Source organism: Ferrovibrio sp. (assembly GCF_046297595.1).
In the GTDB taxonomy this organism is placed as follows: Bacteria; Pseudomonadota; Alphaproteobacteria; order Ferrovibrionales; family Ferrovibrionaceae; genus Ferrovibrio.
This window is the reverse complement of sequence record NZ_JBKBHT010000004.1, coordinates 50,975-67,886: the sequence shown is the minus strand read 5'-3', so window position 1 is coordinate 67,886 and position 16,912 is coordinate 50,975. Positions and strand designations below refer to the sequence as shown.

15 protein-coding genes are annotated in these 16,912 nt (G+C 53.5%); 3 read left to right on the top strand and 12 right to left on the bottom strand.

Annotated features, from left to right (window positions below):
• Position 1: 1 nt before the first annotated feature.
• The 6 genes from ACK4FJ_RS12270 to ACK4FJ_RS12245 form a co-directional block, all read right to left on the bottom strand.
• On the bottom strand, positions 2 to 646 hold the full coding sequence (locus ACK4FJ_RS12270; RefSeq protein ID WP_409766860.1) for a TetR/AcrR family transcriptional regulator: 645 nt from the start codon (positions 644 to 646) through the stop codon (positions 2 to 4).
• A gap of 283 nt (positions 647 to 929) precedes the next feature.
• Entirely contained in the window at positions 930 to 1,466 is a 537-nt protein-coding gene (locus tag ACK4FJ_RS12265; RefSeq protein WP_409766858.1) for a PAS domain-containing protein, read from the bottom strand.
• A 323-nt stretch (positions 1,467 to 1,789) separates the two neighbouring features.
• Positions 1,790 to 2,269: a PAS domain-containing protein gene (locus ACK4FJ_RS12260; protein ID WP_409766856.1), complete on the bottom strand. Its 480-nt coding sequence runs from the start codon at positions 2,267 to 2,269 to the stop codon at positions 1,790 to 1,792.
• Between the two features lie 7 nt (positions 2,270 to 2,276).
• Positions 2,277 to 3,644, bottom strand: a complete 1,368-nt coding sequence (locus ACK4FJ_RS12255; RefSeq protein ID WP_409766854.1) for a methyl-accepting chemotaxis protein — start codon at positions 3,642 to 3,644, stop codon at positions 2,277 to 2,279.
• A 22-nt stretch (positions 3,645 to 3,666) separates the two neighbouring features.
• On the bottom strand, positions 3,667 to 4,200 hold the full coding sequence (locus tag ACK4FJ_RS12250; protein WP_409766852.1) for a PAS domain-containing protein: 534 nt from the start codon (positions 4,198 to 4,200) through the stop codon (positions 3,667 to 3,669).
• A gap of 75 nt (positions 4,201 to 4,275) precedes the next feature.
• Positions 4,276 to 5,289 carry an alcohol dehydrogenase catalytic domain-containing protein gene (locus ACK4FJ_RS12245; RefSeq protein WP_409766850.1) on the bottom strand — a complete coding sequence of 338 codons (1,014 nt, stop codon included), beginning with the start codon at positions 5,287 to 5,289 and terminating at the stop codon, positions 4,276 to 4,278.
• 186 nt (positions 5,290 to 5,475) lie between these two features.
• On the opposite strand from ACK4FJ_RS12245, the gene ACK4FJ_RS12240 reads away from it, so the two are divergent.
• Positions 5,476 to 6,159 (top strand): TetR/AcrR family transcriptional regulator, encoded by a 684-nt coding sequence (locus tag ACK4FJ_RS12240; protein WP_409766849.1) that lies wholly within the window; start codon positions 5,476 to 5,478, stop codon positions 6,157 to 6,159.
• Positions 6,160 to 6,556: 397 nt separating this feature from the next.
• Here ACK4FJ_RS12240 and ACK4FJ_RS12235 read toward each other — a convergent pair whose 3' ends face one another.
• On the bottom strand, positions 6,557 to 6,805 hold the full coding sequence (locus tag ACK4FJ_RS12235) for a hypothetical protein (RefSeq protein ID WP_409766847.1): 249 nt from the start codon (positions 6,803 to 6,805) through the stop codon (positions 6,557 to 6,559).
• 88 nt (positions 6,806 to 6,893) lie between these two features.
• Here ACK4FJ_RS12235 and ACK4FJ_RS12230 point away from each other — a divergent pair, with 88 nt between their 5' ends.
• Entirely contained in the window at positions 6,894 to 7,592 is a 699-nt protein-coding gene (locus ACK4FJ_RS12230; protein ID WP_409766845.1) for a TniQ family protein, read from the top strand.
• Between the two features lie 334 nt (positions 7,593 to 7,926).
• Here the strand turns inward: ACK4FJ_RS12230 and ACK4FJ_RS12225 are convergent, their stop codons facing one another.
• The 4 genes from ACK4FJ_RS12225 to ACK4FJ_RS12210 form a co-directional block, all read right to left on the bottom strand.
• Positions 7,927 to 9,189 (bottom strand): hypothetical protein, encoded by a 1,263-nt coding sequence (locus tag ACK4FJ_RS12225; RefSeq protein WP_409766843.1) that lies wholly within the window; start codon positions 9,187 to 9,189, stop codon positions 7,927 to 7,929.
• Between the two features lie 484 nt (positions 9,190 to 9,673).
• Positions 9,674 to 10,774 carry an AAA family ATPase gene (locus ACK4FJ_RS12220; protein WP_409766841.1) on the bottom strand — a complete coding sequence of 367 codons (1,101 nt, stop codon included), beginning with the start codon at positions 10,772 to 10,774 and terminating at the stop codon, positions 9,674 to 9,676.
• Entirely contained in the window at positions 10,771 to 12,888 is a 2,118-nt protein-coding gene (locus ACK4FJ_RS12215; protein ID WP_409766839.1) for a Mu transposase C-terminal domain-containing protein, read from the bottom strand. Before ACK4FJ_RS12215 ends, ACK4FJ_RS12220 begins: the two co-directional genes overlap by 4 nt.
• 8 nt (positions 12,889 to 12,896) lie before the next feature.
• Positions 12,897 to 13,403 carry a Tn7 transposase TnsA N-terminal domain-containing protein gene (locus tag ACK4FJ_RS12210; RefSeq protein WP_409766837.1) on the bottom strand — a complete coding sequence of 169 codons (507 nt, stop codon included), beginning with the start codon at positions 13,401 to 13,403 and terminating at the stop codon, positions 12,897 to 12,899.
• Positions 13,404 to 13,965: 562 nt separating this feature from the next.
• Between ACK4FJ_RS12210 and ACK4FJ_RS12205 the strand changes: the two genes are divergently transcribed.
• Entirely contained in the window at positions 13,966 to 14,832 is an 867-nt protein-coding gene (locus tag ACK4FJ_RS12205) for a pentapeptide repeat-containing protein (protein WP_409766835.1), read from the top strand.
• A 38-nt stretch (positions 14,833 to 14,870) separates the two neighbouring features.
• Here the strand turns inward: ACK4FJ_RS12205 and ACK4FJ_RS12200 are convergent, their stop codons facing one another.
• Positions 14,871 to 16,832: a hypothetical protein gene (locus tag ACK4FJ_RS12200; protein WP_409766833.1), complete on the bottom strand. Its 1,962-nt coding sequence runs from the start codon at positions 16,830 to 16,832 to the stop codon at positions 14,871 to 14,873.
• Positions 16,833 to 16,912: the final 80 nt, after the last annotated feature.

Sequence of the window (16,912 nt, the reverse complement as noted above, 5' to 3'; positions counted from 1 at the left end):
GCTAGTCAGTCGCTGTATGGGCTCTCAAGAAGGTCTCCACCGCGGCATCGACGATTTTGCGCATCCGTCCCGCTTTCGGCGGCGCCTCGATGCCGAACAGGCAGCGTTGCAGGATGTCGAGCAGGACCATGCCGACAAACTGCTGTGCAGCCGTATCCGCATCGCCGACCTGGATCTCGCCATTCCGGGCGGCTTCGGCCAGAAATGAGGCGACCTCGCGGTTGTTGGCCATTGGCCCGGTGGCGTAGACGACTTCGCCGATTTTTGGGAAGCGGGGGGTTTCGGCGACTGCGATCCGGTAGAGCGCGAGCGTGGACGGTTCCAGAACGGCTTCGAGCAGACGGATGCCGATCCGTCGTAGCGTCTCCTGGATTGTTCGCCCTCGCACCACTTCGGTGCGGGTCTGCGCCAGCATCTTTTCGCATTCGACGCGGACCACGGCACTGAACAGCACTTCCTTGTTGGGAAAGTAGGCGTACATCGTCGATTTCGAGACGCCGGCCGCCTGCTGGACAATGTCCGTCGTCGCGGCCGCAAAGCCATGTTCGAGAAAAACCCGGCGCGCACCGGCCAGAATCTGGTCAACCTTCGGGTTGAATTCAGAGAGTTCCGAGACTGCGCTGCCGTTACGGGTAGGTTTCGTCATACTGCTTCTCCATCAATCGAACCGCTCGGTTCGACAATGGCAGATAACTAAACCGCTCGGTTCGATTTGGCAAGGAGTTTTTTCACGACGCCGCCGTGATCGTGGTCACGCCCGCTTGATCAGCACATTCCGAGGAGGAGCAGGTTGAACCGCTTTGTTAAACGATGTCTCGTTGCCCCGATCATGCTGGGCTACCGCCTGCGCCGTCCGCATCGTGACGACGGTTCTGCGCGACTACGCGGAAATTGTCCTATCGGTTCGCGCGCATACCGGCTGGCGAGCATCAGGCATGTGCATAGGCCACACGCGGCGTATCGCGCGGATAGATTTGAGCGATCAACAGCCTGTCGATGGTGCCGCCGTCGTCGATCAGCGGCAGCAGCAGGTGTTCAACCGGATAGTTCTTATCGTCGATCCGGTGCACGGCCTCGGCCCGTACCGGTCGGCGCGCTTCAACGACCAGGCGGCAGATCTTGGGCCCCTGGGTCGCCAGTACCTGATCCTCGACCTCATCCACCCACCGGCCGGTGCGATCGCGTTCTCGGTGCTCGACGATCTCGGTGCCGATCAGTCGGAGTTTGAACCGCAGCTTATCGGGCGCTGGCCGCTCCACGCCGACGACCAGCAACCAACCGAGCAGGTAGTCCAGCTTCAAAGGATCGATGAACGTATGATCGGGCAGGCCATCCATACATCCTTCGGCCGCTGCCGCTGCACACCAGTCGGAATGGAGGCGGCGTAGCAACGGATGCTCAAGCTGCTCAACGGACTTGAGGATACCGTAGTGAATTTCAGTAAACTCGTCCCACGGCGCAGACATGGTCAACCTCGTGAAGTTGCACCTGCACGCAGCGATCCGGCACATTGGACCCGACCCACAGTTGAGCAATATCACAGAGAATTCTTTTCTTAACGTGGACTCTTAGTAACGTCCACCAAACCACACCACCTTTAGTGGTGCCCGGCGCACCTGGCGCCTCGTAAAGATGTCTAGTGGCACAAAAGACTAGTTCGGCTTTGATTGTCGAATGCCACAACCACGATACCGACGTAGCCGGCGCACACTTTCCTGCCAAATTGAGAGAATGCTCGCACAGTCGCCGTCGGAGTAAAGGCCGGTGCAGGTCTTGCAGAACAAGCTGCTTAATCCAGATAGATGCCGCCGAGCAGCATGTTGATTGTATGGCCATCCTCCGACAATGGGAGGATCAGTCTTTCATAGTGCCAGAAGCTGCCGTCTGTGCCGACCAGCTTCAGATGATCGCAACGAGGCCGGCGGTCCAGCAGCGCGGCCTCGTATTGCTGTTGGACAAGTGAGGCCACTTCCGGCGTCCGGATATCCATCGGAGATTTACCGGTCAGGTTTATGCCGTGAATCTCATCGACCTCGGTTCCTGTCAACCGGTAGCGGAATTCCAGGCCGGGCAGCACGTCGACCAGAAATAGATTTGGCAGAATGAAGCCGAGCTCCAGGGGCTCGATATCAGTGCGTCGCGGGAAGTTCTGCCGGTTCCGTTTGGCTTCCCAGTAATTGTGAAGTTGCAGCAGATGTTGTTTGCAGCCTGCAGCTCCCGCGTGACAGCGGGCGCACAGCGAGGCAGTTTCTGCGGTCAACGGAGACATGGCAGCTTCAGTCGGCAAAACGGAAAAAGCCCACGATGCTGCCGAGCTGGCGCGCCTGCTCCGAAAGCGAATGGGCCGCGACCGCGGTCTCCTCCACCAGCGCGCCGTTTCGCTGCGTCATCCCGTCAATATTGCCAACTGCGATATTGACTTCCTCAAGACCTACCGCCTGCTCAACCGAGGCCGCGGTTATCTCGGCAACGATATCGGCCACTTTGCCCACTGCAGTAACGATCTCAGTAAGCAAAGCGCCGGCATTGTTCACTAACGCTGTTCCGGTCTTTACCTGGGCATTCGACTGGGAAATCAGTGTTTTTATATCCTTTGAGGCATTGGCTGATCGCTGTGCCAGCGCGCGCACCTCCTGCGCTACTACGGCAAAACCCTTGCCAGCCTCACCCGCCCGCGCCGCCTCGACCGATGCGTTCAAGGCAAGCAGATTGGTCTGAAAAGCTATCTCGTCAATCAAACCTACAATGTTGAAGATTTGCTGTGCGCTTTCCTCTATCCGGTTCACGGCGCCGACGGCATCCTCCACCACGGTTCCGCCCTGCTGCGCAACTTTCAGTGCATCGAGGGCAAGCTGGCTTGCAGCTCTCGCGCTGTCGGAATTCTGCTTTACCGTCGTGGTAATTTCCTCCATCGCCGCGACGGTCTGCTCCAATGTCGAAGCCTGGCTCTCGGTGCGGGTAGCCAGATCGCGGCTGCCATTAGCGATCTGGTCTGCTGCAGCCTGCACTGCCTCTGCGTTGTTGCCGAGCTTGCCAGCGACGCCACGCAAGGTGTCGATCATGTGATTGACGTCGTTCTTTACCGTGCCGAAGATGCCTTCATAGGCTCCATCGATCCGCATCCCGAGATTGCCATGAGCCATGCCTGCGATCACGCTGGCGATGTCGTTGAAGCAATTGCTGGTGCGATCCACCAGCATATTGATGCCCTCTGCCAGTTGCCTCATAAATCCGTCCTTGCCCTCGAGCGTCAGACGTCGGCTGAAATCGCCAGATACCGCCGCTCCGACCAGATCAGAGACTTCGCCCTGCAACCTGGCAGTTTCCTCTGCGCGGATCTCCATCGCCTGTCGTGCGCTATTGATTGCATTCGCGCCCTGGCGGAAGTGCCCGACCATGCCGGCCGGCAGAAAAGGCCGGTAATATTTCCCTTCGGCGGCGTAGGACAACGATGCACTCGATTCCCGGATATATGCGTCGGTGAGATCGAGCAGCCGGTTGAAGGCGGCAAGTGTCGGCGCCAGATCACCGTACTGCTGTAAGTGCAGTATGCGTCCGGACATATAGCCCTGGGCAGCAAGAGCACAGATTGCGTCTATTTCGCGCAGGGCCTTCTTGTGCCGTGATTTTCCGAACCACATCATCGCGTTCTCCTTCGCAAGGGATCTACCTGCCGATGGCCGCAAGGCCGAGCACATAGCGGTCGTAGTCGAGATGACGCGCCTTGAGATCGCTCTCGATAGCCTCCAGCGCGGCGTGCATACCCTGCTTACGGTCGGGATGGCGCTCCTCGATGTCGCAGAGCCGGCGATATAGCGGCTCTATGTCCACCAGCGCTTGCCTTGCAGGGACGCGGCGGTTGGAATGATATCCTTCCAGCCTGCCCTGCAAATCGTGGCTCGGCGTCACATGCGCCAGTACCCAGTAATAGTCGCCGTTCTTTGCCAGGTTCTTCACATAGGCAAAGATTTCCTGGCCGGCCTGGATGCGTTGCCAGAGCAGATGGAAGATCGCGCGCGGCATATCCGGATGGCGCACTACGCTATGCAGCTGACCGAGCACATCCGCCTCGTCATACAGCCCGACCTTGCAGAAGACGTCGTTTACATAGGTGATCCGATCCTTGACGTCAGTCTTGCTGACGATGATCTCATTCTCGGCGAACGTGCGCTCTTGTGCAGTCGGGCTGGGCCGCTTCATTACACGTGACTCCTGCGATTTGGGGATTTCCTGGTGGTCGACGGTGCGCCGATAGCGCGGCCTCGACCTCGCGGCTCACGGCATGAGTATCGCGCGACCCGGCACCGCCTTGGCGACGTGATGGAAGGCCGTGGGTGCCGCGTCCAAGCGGGCTTTCAATCCGATGTCTGGCCGGAATATGCCGCGTGCAGCGAAATCGCCGATCCATTCCAGATCGCCTGGCTTCGGCTTGAAAATGGCCCATGAGAATGCCCGGCCTGGCGGAAGACTTCTGCGCACGGCCCGTTTCATTTTCATTATGGAGAAGGCGCCCTTGATAAAGCCCTCCGTATCAAGGATGGTCATCAGTGGGTGCACGGTTGTCGTGTGCCCTATGCCGGCAAGCGACAGTTTCGCCCGGGCTTCTGCATCGATATCCCAAGCGGCGAAGTTCACCGTGATGTCGTAACGATCGCTCCGCTGCGCGATCTGACTAGGATCATAGATGCTATGAGCCCCGGCCGCCCTGCAGGTTGCGTGCAATGCTGGCCAGGCAACTGCCGTCACCTTCGCGCCCCATTGCACCAGCATCTGCGTCGCGAGCACGCCCAACCCGCCCGCGGCGCCATAAATCAGAACACTTTTCCCTCGCCATTGCTCGCGTGGCAGGCGCAGAGAATCGAATGCCGACAGAACTGTCGCGGTGTTGTATGGCAGCGCGGCCAGGATATCATCCGGAACCGATTTCGGTGCGTGTCTGAGGTGTTTGGCCTTGAGGATCACCTTGCTCGCATGAGCACCCTGGCTCGACGGCGGCTTGCAGCCGAAGACACGGTCGCCCTCTTTCAGTCCTTTGATGCCACCGGACGGCGCGCCGGATACGAAGCCCACAATGTCGTTGCCGAGCGTCAAGGGGTAACGAGCCGCCCCCAGCAAACCGAACAGGCGGCGGCCGTATCCGTCGCGACGACGCACATCGATCGGATTGACCGTCGTGGCAGCGAGGCTCACGACCACCTCGTCGGCAGCCGGTTTGGGCAAGACATGCTCTTCGTAGGAAAAGCATCCATTGGATTGCCAACACGCGGATCGGGCTTTTAGCAGGCTCATAGCACCCCTAAGCATCCAGTAAGAGACTGAAATGCGGATTGTTTTGCTCCGCGCCTCTTTCTCTCACCACGATTACATAATGACGATATTGTCATTTTGACGATATTGTCATTATTAGGACTTGTCAACGAGCAAACATCAAGGCATCCCATTCTCCAGGTTCGCCGGAGGATGGAGATCAATTTAATGGCCGATCATCGTCTCAGGGTTGCAGCACTGCGGCGGGAACGGATGCGTCACCGTTTGCTTGAAAGCGCGCTGCAGTTGGTGGCGACCGTGGGACCAGGCGAACTTTCAATCGATGCCGTCATTGAAACGGCCCGCGTTTCGCGTGGTACATTCTATAAGTACTTTGCCTCGCCTTCCGAATTGGTGCAGACCGTCGCACAAGAGGTCACCGGGGAATTGCTGAGGGCGATCGATCAGATCGTCATCCAACGGCACGATCCTGCGGAGCGACTGGCAGTCGGTATCCGCCAGGTTCTCAGGATTGCCAAACGCTACCCAATTGTAGGCGGGTTTTTTGTCCGCCTGGGATGGCCTCTCGGGTGGCATGGTAGCGATACCGGGCAGTCCTTCTTCGAGCTTGTGCCGAGGGATCTCGAACTCGGTATGGCTCAGGGGACTTTCGTGCCGATGCACAGTTCTGTCCCGCTCAACCTCATCGCGGGCACTGTCATCGGCGGAATCCAGTCCATGTTAACGGAAACGCCGCCTGAGGATTATGGCGAACAGCTTGTGGCAGCTATTCTCAGAGGGCTCGGTGTAGATAAGCGTAAAGCGCTGAAGTTGGCTTATGCCGATCTTGAGGATGCGACCGTCGCATCCGACAGTTGCCTTGGCCGGGTGCTTTTCGTTAGCCGCGCTTAAGGTTCAGCCACGGCAATCGGATTGACGGCCCATCCTAATGAGATGCATGAGGCGTTCCTAGAATTGGATCTGTCTCAATTAAAAAGGCCATTGTTGCTCAGTGGTAAAACTATCCTCGCTACCGCGCTCGTTTCGCACTGATCTGATTTGCCGACTACGATTCGGCAATGTATCGCAATCGTTGAGTTCATTTTCTCAATCATTGCGATACGGAACACAATTGTACATTTAAATTTAGATTGTCATCGCACATGAAGGAAACTCAACGAATTACAAGATCCATTCAATTTTTGACTGTCTCAGATTTCTATCTTGCACAGCGGTGACTCTTTTCCAGTTTATTTTGGCAAGGCCAGTTTCAGTTTCCAAAGCGCCACCCTACAGGATAGCGAAGTGGCTACTCCCAATTCTCCTTGCCCACCAAGGGTCCCGTGGCCCACTCCGTCTCCTGGTACCCTGGCGGCAAGGCCGCGAGCATTTCGTCGAGGTAGTATGTTTTAAGGTCATCTACCTTTTTGAGGACCAACTCTCCGTCGACAATTTGAGCTTCTAAGACTCCATCGATGGGCAAACCGACGGCCTTCAATAAATCGACGGGCAGGGTTATTTCAACAGCATCTTTGATGGGCCGAACCGCTACTTCCATATTCGCGCTCCATTTTGTCTTTGAGAAAGCCAAATCTTATCTCAAAAAATCCGAATAAAATACTGCCTATGCGATTCGATATCTTCGGGTGATTGGCTTGCCTCTGGTTATTCGCGCCCCCCCGCTGCCAGAGGAGAGCTGTATTGGCTATTTGCTGCGCTTAAGCTCCCTGAACGGTTACAAAAGCCCCTTGTGGTTGTGGCCGACGTCGGGCTTTCATCCCCATGAAATAACGCCCAAGCATCTGACGACACTACCTTCCAGCATCGGAGTTCCACCCAAAGAATGGGGGACCTATTTCAGCCGGCGGCATCGGAAAGACACTGTCGTAGTACATGGCTTTGAAGTGCCGAAATGGCACGTTGATTACAAAAATCCTAAAATTTGTCCGCTGTGCCTTCGAGAGAAACCAATCTTATTGGCTAGGTGGGATTTAACACTTTGGACCGCGTGCGAACGTCACGAGATAATGCTGATCCGTGACTGTTCCAACTGCGGGTCTCCAATCCGCTGGGAGAGGGAAAAAGCACTTGAATGCGGAAAATGCGGCTCTGCATTTTCCAAGTCAGACCACAAGAGAGCCGCCGAGAAAACACTACAGTACGTTAAGCTCCTTCGCGAACGCATGTTATCGTTGGGCATAAACCAAGTGCGATTTGATGAACATACGTTTATGCAGCTAGACTTTGATTGCCTACTAGAGTTTTCATTTGAAATTGCTCGAATGAGCTACAAATCCGCTGAAGGTTATTCAAGGATACCATCCAAAAAATTCCTCCTTTATTGAATCAATCGCTAGCGATGTGGTGACGATCTTTGCAAGTTGGCCCGACTGGGTCTTCAATGAAGCTCATAAGGATACGCACGCGACTGAGACAAACGAAAATACTTACTTAGAAAGCGTCAAATCTATTCTCTCATATATCCAGAATGTCCGGCGCAGAAAGCCACGCAAGAAGTATCGTGAGCAAAATTCCGCCCCAGAGAAGTATGCACCCGCGGCGGATTGTGCGACTTCTGTGGATAACAATCATATCCGCGAGTATGACGCCATAATCTGGAACTCACCGCGATCACCGGGAAAAACTATAATTCTTTGACCTCGCGTTACGCGTCTCAGATCACCGAATATTTTTGATGACGGACAATCGCCATACGGCTGATATTCCCAGTATCGACGAAGACGAGACCACAGGCACCACTCCGGCATTCCGCGCGATTCGCATTACAGTTTTTGTGCTTGTCTTTAACTTGGTCGCAATTCCGGCTGTCATTATGTAATTGGAGTGAAACGCGGCGACGCTGCTTTCTAGAACGGACCGCTTCTCAAGCTCGCCGCCGGAAGATAGCTTTGCTTGTAAGCAGCCAGCTCTAACGAGGATCGGCACCATCCTCACAGCCAATCCCAGTCTCTTACTGACGTCTCGAACCGAGAGCGCCGCAGGTTCCCCTTCACTTCTTCTTAGCTGAAGCACGTCAGATTTCTTAACGTATATTTGTCGAAAGATCGGAACGCAGGCAGGAACGTGAAAAGCCGCAATCTGCCCACTAAGAATATGCTGCACGACCGATGCAATTCTCTGATGGCGCAGTGCCGTAACTTCAGATACCGGCATCACGTCCAGATTCGAATTTGAGTTTCTTGGTATGCAAATTGACTTAGTATTTGAACATAATTTCTCTAGTGACTCGTCTGTAATCATGCCAACGCCATGAATACCGCATTTGACCTTAAGGAAGCCGTCTTTCACCAACAATGCCACTTGATGGATGCTTATCCCAAGCAGCGCCGCCGCGCCCTCTTTAGAGGTGAGCTGTTCTGAACTTCCATTTTCCAAGGATGATTTTTCAATAAAGGTAAGCCTTCGGGCGCCTCGCATAGTGCTTTGGCCTTTGAGCGCACCAGATGACCAGAGACTACTGATTCTCTCTGGTCGCACCTTCAAAAACCTGGCCGCCATTGCCGCGGGCATGAGCCGCTTAGCGTCATCGGATAACCCAAAGAATGCGCCATTCCTAAGGGGAAGCCTGCCGTCGGTTCGGTCCAAGTATTTTCGAACCTCGACAAAAAGCAAATCTGCCCCTTCAATCTTCTGAAAAGTCGTCCGAAGCCTATACAATATCCTTTCGGCATCCTGCTTCGAGCATCCCACATGAAATGGAAGTGCTAATTTTAGCCAATGCTGCAGCTCCAGTGGCCAACTCTCGAAAACCAGTGCCCCACGCGATGCATCTATCCCATCTGAAGATGCAGAATTCTTTGAAATGTATAACTCACGCCAATTGGAATCATGAGGATTGATAGAGAAGAACCAAGCCATCGCTACAGCCAAAGGCAACGTCAATTTTGAGGCGACAGGAGGAACATTATTCTGTTCCACCATTAAGCCGTCGAGTTTAGCCAGAAGGTTACTTATTGTTTGTTCCGCCAGTGTGGAGGCTACACCAAGGCCTGATCCCACATCATGCCCACACCGGCAGCGTGCTATGCCTGGACGTCGCCACGTTAGACCTTCTCCACACCCTGGGCAGGCAAAGACCAATCTGCTCTTGTGTATATGGCAACTTCTGTATGGCTTGAGCTGCCACAATCTATCTAACGCATGCCTGCATTTGACGCATTCTGGACAGATTGGGTAGACCTCCTGTCTGACCAAGTTTTTGGCCAAGCGTAAATCTCCAAAGGAAACCTCCGCCCCCAAGTCTCTCAAATCGATACGACTGAGGTCTTGTCCGCTATAATTCTCTGCATACTCAGCCTTCCAATAAGAGCAGTCATGGCCATTCAGTTCAGCCAGTCGCAGATGGTACCCGCGCAGAGTCTCGCGACTTATTGGCAAACTTCTGACCAGAAGGCGGGCAGATTCCTTATTCCTGCGTAAGTGCATAGTTCACCGCAGCCTTTTGCGCCGCTCTGGCTTTTCTACTTGAGCGCACGCGAGGAGATGGTCGCAGTATCGTGTCGTCATCCAATGCTGGCGGTGCGCCGAATGAGAAAGTGCTGCAAAATGGATTCTCCATAGAATGGAGGTCTCGTCGGAATGCCAGCTCAAATGAATCGTACAGGAGCCCCTCGGTGACCGCTCCATGACGCTCCGGTTCCAGGGCTGCTGTGCGGACGGCGCGCTTCAAGAGCTTTTTAAGGTTTCCGATTACACCCTGCGATGCATAGAAAAACTTGTACGCAATAGCATCATCCGTGACATCGACTTCGAAAGGTATGGGGCACATATCTTTGAACGTTGCTAATATGCCCATAAATTGGTTTTGCTGCGTAATGTCGTCGCGACCATCCTTAAGCCGCCAGCGATAAGGTAAGATACGCAACTCGGCATCCCACCGCCTTTCAATCTGGCTATCTTGCTCGAATAAATAACGAAGCCGTCCCAGGCCCAGCAGAATTATCGCCACTCCATTTCGACTATGCCTAGATTTGAACCAGTCAAATAAATGCTCGGCAACGACAACTCCCTGCCGATCGACTACTCGTTGCGCCTCATCAATGAGAATCCCGATAGTGCCGCAGGCTTGGATGTATTTGTCTACCCGGTCCGTGAGGCAGTATTCATCGCCGCGGCGCCACTGTCCGTCACCATATGCCCGCAGTATTTCCCGACAGATCGTCTTAACAGTCGGTCTTTCCGGGAGCTCTATTTGGATCAAAGGCACGTAGTCTGCTTTGACCTCGATACCCGGGCTACTTTCAAACACCCTGCCATCACGCACGAGGGCAAATTCTGATGCGAGTTTCCTTCTCAACGTTGTCTTTCCGACACCTGGCGGTCCGCTTACATGGAGGCAAGCAGCCTCATCGGAATCGATGCCGTTGAGCAGAACTGCCGATACCTCTCGATATACTCGCTCAAAGTGAGGATGATTAATGAATATGCCGGCCACTTCTTGATAGGAATTGAGGTGGTCATCCTCGGAGGAGGGCAACGGCGTTGAATACTGCGGTTCAACCATCATCGCCTCCGCGTCAGCGAAAGATCCGCTGACATTTTCGGAATGTTACGGACCGCCCTTGGCTTATCTATTTTCTCCACATTGCTTGCTGCCTCCGAGGGCTTTACAGAAGCTGTCCACGCAATTTCACCAGGATTAGTGGGCTCGCTGAAGGGATTCAGACTTTTCCCTGCGAACGGCCCGGTTAGAGCGCCCAGGTTCCCGTCAGCATCTAGGTTGTCAAATAAATTCTGGGTACCTATGCCTACCGCGCGTGCAATTAGATTGTTCGACCGTATACTCAATGCCATAGGCAATGATTCAGATATGAGGGCTTGGATATCTGCTTCGGCCCTCAGCAGAGACTCTGCGTTATCTGATCCGTATGTCTCGCGTGCACGTTTGAGATTTATCTTCTGACGATGAAGACTTAGGCCTTGTGCATAGCGACGCATACTTAATATTGCTTCCGCCTTGATCCATGCTTTTTCGCGGGGCTCCCAAATATGAATATGCCGTAGGTCGCTAGGATCTACTTTAACTCGGACGCGAACCCTATCGCCGTGCCTGTATCGAAATATATGGAGATCATCGGAATAGTATCTGATCTTCTGGAAGACCACCCCTCGATGATCGAGCATCCCTTCTCGAACTATGCCGAAAAGCAGATCGAAATCGGTTGATCGTGAAAGCAGTGCCGGTGGATACTCGTGCGTTCCCTGCTGCCAGAGCTCCGCCGTCGTTTTCTTACGGAAGCCATGACGCTCTTGGCAATAAAGGTCGATAAGCCATTTATGAAAAATGTATAGAAAATGCCGCAAGCCAAGGCAGCCATTCTCAGTCGGATTATAATCAGCTGGATCAATCTCCCTTCCCAGTACGAAGCCGGGCATCTTTTGTAGAAGAGCTTGATTCAGCGTCCTGAACATTCTTTCGACAACAGGCTTGAACCAGGGCGTTCGAACTCGCGCGAAACGATAGTATGTACTTAGGTCTCTAGTAATTTCCTGTATCGATCTGCCGTGCTGGCTCAAAGCATTGTCGAACGTGACCATTCTCGGAATGCCCATGCCGAGATACTTGTTCTCAATATTAGGATACTCTTTCCCCACGTAGGACTTCGGGAGGCACGCATGCCTCAGAGCACTGGATATCGTTAGATCACTCGGCGGTTCGAACCCTAAGTAGAAGCCGGTTGGGATGCCGGAATACACATCAAGGTACCAGGTAAGCCATCCGCGTCCCAATGGCACTCCATAGTCCTCGTCAAAAAAGAATATTGGAAGGCGCGTTTCGTCGTATTCTACGGACTCAAGGCAATGCTCTTCAGGGTTTCTGCCACGGGCTGCCCGGTACATCATCCTTGCCCGCGCCTTCCCATATTTGAGTGTATCGCGCTGGAATGCGGGGACTTGTTTCCAATAGTTGTAGATCGTTGCCGTTGAGGGTGGGCGCAGTGGGCCTTCGACTCGATCGCGGGAAGCCTCTGCCACTCGCCGATCCACTCGCTTCTTTAAGGCTGAAATGCTTGGGGAGGGCCTGGCGCCAACCTTATGGCGATCCTCTGCCAGGGAAAGCTCTCGTTCGATCTCTTGTCTAAGTATCTGCGCGACGGCTGGGTTTAATGTGTTCGGCCGGCGGTCAGAATATCTAGTGACAAGCCCATCATTTCCGAAATGATTTAACTGCCTAAGCCAGCGAAGAATTGTTCTATGGGATACAACACGATGATTGGACTTCGCACAGGCTTCTTTAATCGCCTCGCACAACTCGTCTGGGCGGGCGGGAGCTAGATATTGTCCAGAATACGGGGGGAATTTCTGCCGCAACTCCTCAATTATCTGAATTCGGCTGTTTACGCGCGTTTGCTCTCGCTCAGGCAGATCTGAAATCGACAAGTGCGCGATTTTTACTGGACGACTCTTCGTTGCATGCTGGTTACCAAAATCGATTGTTTCGTCCAGTGTCAGATGCCCATCGACATACAGGACATTAAGGTCATCTTCCGAGATTCTCTTTGCCAGGCCTGATAGCGTCTCTATTAGGAACCATTCACCCGCCACTGTTCGCTCAACCAAGCGATGGCCGACATCGTGAATTTTGATATGCAGATTAGCGTGGTAATGAAAGGTTCTCATCCCGCCCCCTATGCACTCAGAATTCTGCTACTCCCGCTAATTTCTTCATCCAGCAGAAGGCGGATGCGCCCCATGAAGGTCATTGCCAGAATTTGCCTAAGGGACAAGGTGGGAATAGCCTTTATAGCTTGATCTATGCTGCACACTGCACCTTGTCTCACTAGGTTCGCCAACTGGAGCTCCATCTCTGGATTCGGCATCGGTGTGTGCCGCGCACAATGAAGAGCTATGACATTATCAAGCCTAGGCTGGCGGTTAATGTGACGTTCGGACACAACCTCAAAGCTCCAACCAAGCGCCGATACAGCCGCGCCGATCACCGGCCACCGCGCTTCGTTTTCAGGCGAGGCCGCGTCGCCTTCCCATTTTGTCTCAATTAATTCAATTGCAGCCCCTCGCTGGACCATGAAATCCGGCTTATGTATGCGGGCACGGCTGCCGGCCACACGATACCTTAGTGTTAGCGGCTGCTCGATGAACGCGGTTACACTTGAATCTACCTCGCACAGCATCATGAATCTGAACTCTAGATCCGATGTTGCTCGCATTGTCCGCCCGGTTTTCCGACTATGAAAGCGAGCATGTCGACCCCGAAAAGCGCTTCTTGGCGACCTCGGGATAGTTCTTTCTTTGCAAGCTGCAAGTTGTTCCAGAGGGAGCTCTGGGTGCCTATCCAGAATCTCTGCAGGTTCGCCCCCTCTATCACCTGCACCCCAAAACCGTCTTACAGGTTCCAGGCAGATCGGCGGAGCAGGCTGTGGCGGGCCTTCCTTGAGAAGGCCCACAAGGAACGCCTGCAAGTCGACATTCGATTCCGTTGAAGTGCCCATATCTTCGTCTTCCAATAGACTCGATATGGATCGGATTCTAATTCATGGCTCGCCGGCACGCGAAAACATTCGTGCGATAAAGTTTTTCACATTATTTTATTAACGCTGCCTAGGGCGTTTGCGATCGGCACTACTCGACAGTGCCCGCATTCCGCGATGCGTCTAGCTGAGGTGCCGTGCTGGCCCATAGGTCATCGGGACAAATGAAGGTGGCCACGAAGGCCTATACGTATGGAGAAAGACCACAATGTTGAGCCGGATATTAGATTTCTTTGAGAATAACGTATTTATCAGACTCGTTGTTCGATTCGGTCAAACTGTAGGTTGGGTTAGTGCAGCGATAGCAGCTACTGCTTTCTTTTACACTTACGCCAAAGATCAGAGATCAGCTGATGAAGCTGCCCGCTTTCAAGCTTGGACACTTGTAAACATGCAATCTGGTCGGGAAGGGAATGGAGGGCAAATTGCCGCCTTGGAGCGACTGGTAAAAGATGGCGCCATTATGCGCGGACTTAAGATGGATAGAGCCTACCTGGACAGAATTAATATGCGTGGAGCAATTGCAGATGAGTCCAGCTTCGTTGAAGCCAGCATGCATGGTGCAAATCTTTCGTATGGGCATTTTATGAACGCTAATTTTTCCAAAGCTGAGATGTCAGGGGCGCTGTTGATAGCATTCAATAATCCGGATGTAGGTAATAAGTTGGAGATCAGGCCGGTAAAAATCGAGCAGAAGTCCGAGCCAGTAGACCCACGAGACGAAACACCACTTCCCTTCTCATATCATCGGAAATACTTTGGAGTCAGATTCTCTGGAGCCAACCTTATTGCTGCAAGATTTACCAACGCAGACCTTCGGTCCGCCCGTTTTGATGATGCGGACCTGAGTATGGCCGTCTTAGTTCGCGCAGACCTACGGCATGCGAAGTTTGACGGCGCCAATCTTTCCTATGCCGATATATCTGGTGCGAATTTCGGAAATGGATCTGACATGGCCACTATTACTCAAGACCAGATAGATAGGACGTGCGCAGACCGTCGGCTGCCGCCGGTACTACCCGACGGCCTCCGCCCTCCAAGGAATGAGTGCGCCAGAGATAGATGGGCATTCTAAGTGGCGGATGTCAAATATGCCTCGCGGGAGCCTGAACCTCAAAATCTCCGATGACGTCTACTGACCATAGGGCGCCTGTTTCTAGTGCTAAGCATCATCAAGATAGTTTTGACACGACTGAACGTTGGCTCATCCACGACATAGTCGGCTGGTTTCATGCCCAGCTCCGGACGGGTAGTATTCAGGAACAAGTCCCGATCCGCCTCATGTATTGTGCTCATCACTGCAGCTCGGAGTAAGTTCTGATAGTACCGCCGGACCTGCTCCTTATGAAATAGCTCCGCGTCTTCATTAACCTGTAGGGCCCGCAGCCTATGCACTTCACGTTCTATGCGTGGTAGAGTATCAGCGCTTTCCGCTGCATACTCGGCGGCTGATTTTCCTCCAAATATTTCCTGCTTCTCTCGCACCCAGATAGCACCATTCTTCAGCCACTTCTCGGCATAATTTATCGTTGCCTCAATCCTAGCATTGGTCATGAGCATCTCTTGCTGCGCGGCCTTTTCGCGCGCCGCCTCAATCTGTTCAGACACCACTTTGGCTTCCTGTTCCAAAGGCAGCCCTAGTAGATTCTTTGCTATTGTCCTTCGCTCTTCTACCATCTCGACAACGGCTTCGAGCTTTCGCGCCATCCGCTGGAACAAAGAGGTGTCCTCTAATGCCTGCGCAAAGGACGCATCGAATCTGTCCTGAATAACCATCTTCCACTCTGCAAAACTAAAAAGTGGGTACTCATTCATAACAAATGGCGTGAGCTTACGAATGGCGTCATTTAGATATTCAGCATTTGCCTTTTTCTGCTTTCTCTCTTGCACGGCGTTCTCGACACGGAAAGTAAGTTCGTCGCTGATGACACAAATCATTGGAAATGATCGGGGCATATGAACCAGCTTGTGTTTTTCTAAGAAGCGAACGTATTGCAGAATAATCTCGATTGGTGGGCGGTAGTGGGGTCTTTCCATCTTTAAAATTGCAAGATCTTCGGCATTGGGGGCGACGAGCAGACCGTGTTGTATCGCTCGATTTTCCGCCAACCAAAGGCCGGCTTTGAACAGATTTATGCCGTTGTGGCGAGATGCATACGGTTTGTGCGGCACTATCCGGCCAGCGAGCAGCATGGCTTGCCACAGCCGAGGTGACATGCGAAAGCACTGATCGCCTTCAATGGGATGGCCGATATACTCTTCCAGGTCTGCTTCGATGCAGTTTCGTACATAGGCGCTGTTGCGCCAGTCATTGGCATTTTGTGGAACCCAGCCCTGGAGGCCTTTTAGCACCATCCGACGGTACTTTTCGGCCTCGACTGCCTTCCTGGCTTCTATATCGCCTTGAAGCTTGATCCGAATGCTTTCCTCGTTCCGGTGATACACCCAGCGCCGGGGAGCCTTATGAAGGATGATGTCATCAACTTCGGCCTGATTATCTGAATACGCATAACCGCTGAGGTCGATTTCGAGTGTGGAAATACCACGGCGCTCAATCTTCTGTATTTTCTCGGCGTCACAGGGGTGCGTAACGGAAATTTCCACATACAGCTCGCGATCACCCTTGGTCAGAATGACGTCTGGGACGATGTCAACTAGATGTTCCTCGAGCCGAACGGTATCGAAAACGAAGATTCCCTCCTTGATGACCGTACGGGAATATCCATCCACCTCGACATCTAGCCCCGTCAGCAGCAGACGCTTCTCTCGCTCCAAAAGCTGCTTAGCATATCGGTGCATCGCCGACTCTCGTGCGTACTTGCATTCCCGCTTCAGGTTTGCAGCATGCTTGAAGTGATGCGCTATTCGCTCGGGATGGTAGGCGACCAACTCGCGCTTGCAGGCCGAACATACGCACCCACATGCCCTGCCGTTCGCGACCAGCTTGATATGCGCCATGGTTCCGTCGGGCCGCATCCCATAGGCGAGCCTCACACGGCCGTCGCCTAGACCGGCGTGACTGACCTTCACGACTTCCTGCGGCTCGCCACCGCTCCATTCCCTGAGCTTCACCATCAGACGTCCCACGCCCCTATAAAAGTGAATGCTTGAGCATCAGGGGCATGCGCGTCCATAGGATTTGCGCAACCTAGCCT

What these genes read in the sequence shown, in the direction of transcription:
- ACK4FJ_RS12270 (WP_409766860.1), bottom strand. Translation starts at nt 646, where the DNA reads ATGACGAAACCTACCCGTAACGGCAGCGCAGTCTCGGAACTCTCTGAA.
- ACK4FJ_RS12265 (WP_409766858.1), bottom strand. Translation starts at nt 1,466, where the DNA reads ATGTCTGCGCCGTGGGACGAGTTTACTGAAATTCACTACGGTATCCTC.
- ACK4FJ_RS12260 (WP_409766856.1), bottom strand. Translation starts at nt 2,269, where the DNA reads ATGTCTCCGTTGACCGCAGAAACTGCCTCGCTGTGCGCCCGCTGTCAC.
- ACK4FJ_RS12255 (WP_409766854.1), bottom strand. Translation starts at nt 3,644, where the DNA reads ATGATGTGGTTCGGAAAATCACGGCACAAGAAGGCCCTGCGCGAAATA.
- ACK4FJ_RS12250 (WP_409766852.1), bottom strand. Translation starts at nt 4,200, where the DNA reads ATGAAGCGGCCCAGCCCGACTGCACAAGAGCGCACGTTCGCCGAGAAT.
- ACK4FJ_RS12245 (WP_409766850.1), bottom strand. Translation starts at nt 5,289, where the DNA reads ATGAGCCTGCTAAAAGCCCGATCCGCGTGTTGGCAATCCAATGGATGC.
- ACK4FJ_RS12240 (WP_409766849.1), top strand. Translation starts at nt 5,476, where the DNA reads ATGGCCGATCATCGTCTCAGGGTTGCAGCACTGCGGCGGGAACGGATG.
- ACK4FJ_RS12235 (WP_409766847.1), bottom strand. Translation starts at nt 6,805, where the DNA reads ATGGAAGTAGCGGTTCGGCCCATCAAAGATGCTGTTGAAATAACCCTG.
- ACK4FJ_RS12225 (WP_409766843.1), bottom strand. Translation starts at nt 9,189, where the DNA reads ATGGTGGAACAGAATAATGTTCCTCCTGTCGCCTCAAAATTGACGTTG.
- ACK4FJ_RS12220 (WP_409766841.1), bottom strand. Translation starts at nt 10,774, where the DNA reads ATGATGGTTGAACCGCAGTATTCAACGCCGTTGCCCTCCTCCGAGGAT.
- ACK4FJ_RS12215 (WP_409766839.1), bottom strand. Translation starts at nt 12,888, where the DNA reads ATGAGAACCTTTCATTACCACGCTAATCTGCATATCAAAATTCACGAT.
- ACK4FJ_RS12210 (WP_409766837.1), bottom strand. Translation starts at nt 13,403, where the DNA reads ATGATGCTGTGCGAGGTAGATTCAAGTGTAACCGCGTTCATCGAGCAG.
- ACK4FJ_RS12205 (WP_409766835.1), top strand. Translation starts at nt 13,966, where the DNA reads ATGTTGAGCCGGATATTAGATTTCTTTGAGAATAACGTATTTATCAGA.
- ACK4FJ_RS12200 (WP_409766833.1), bottom strand. Translation starts at nt 16,832, where the DNA reads ATGGTGAAGCTCAGGGAATGGAGCGGTGGCGAGCCGCAGGAAGTCGTG.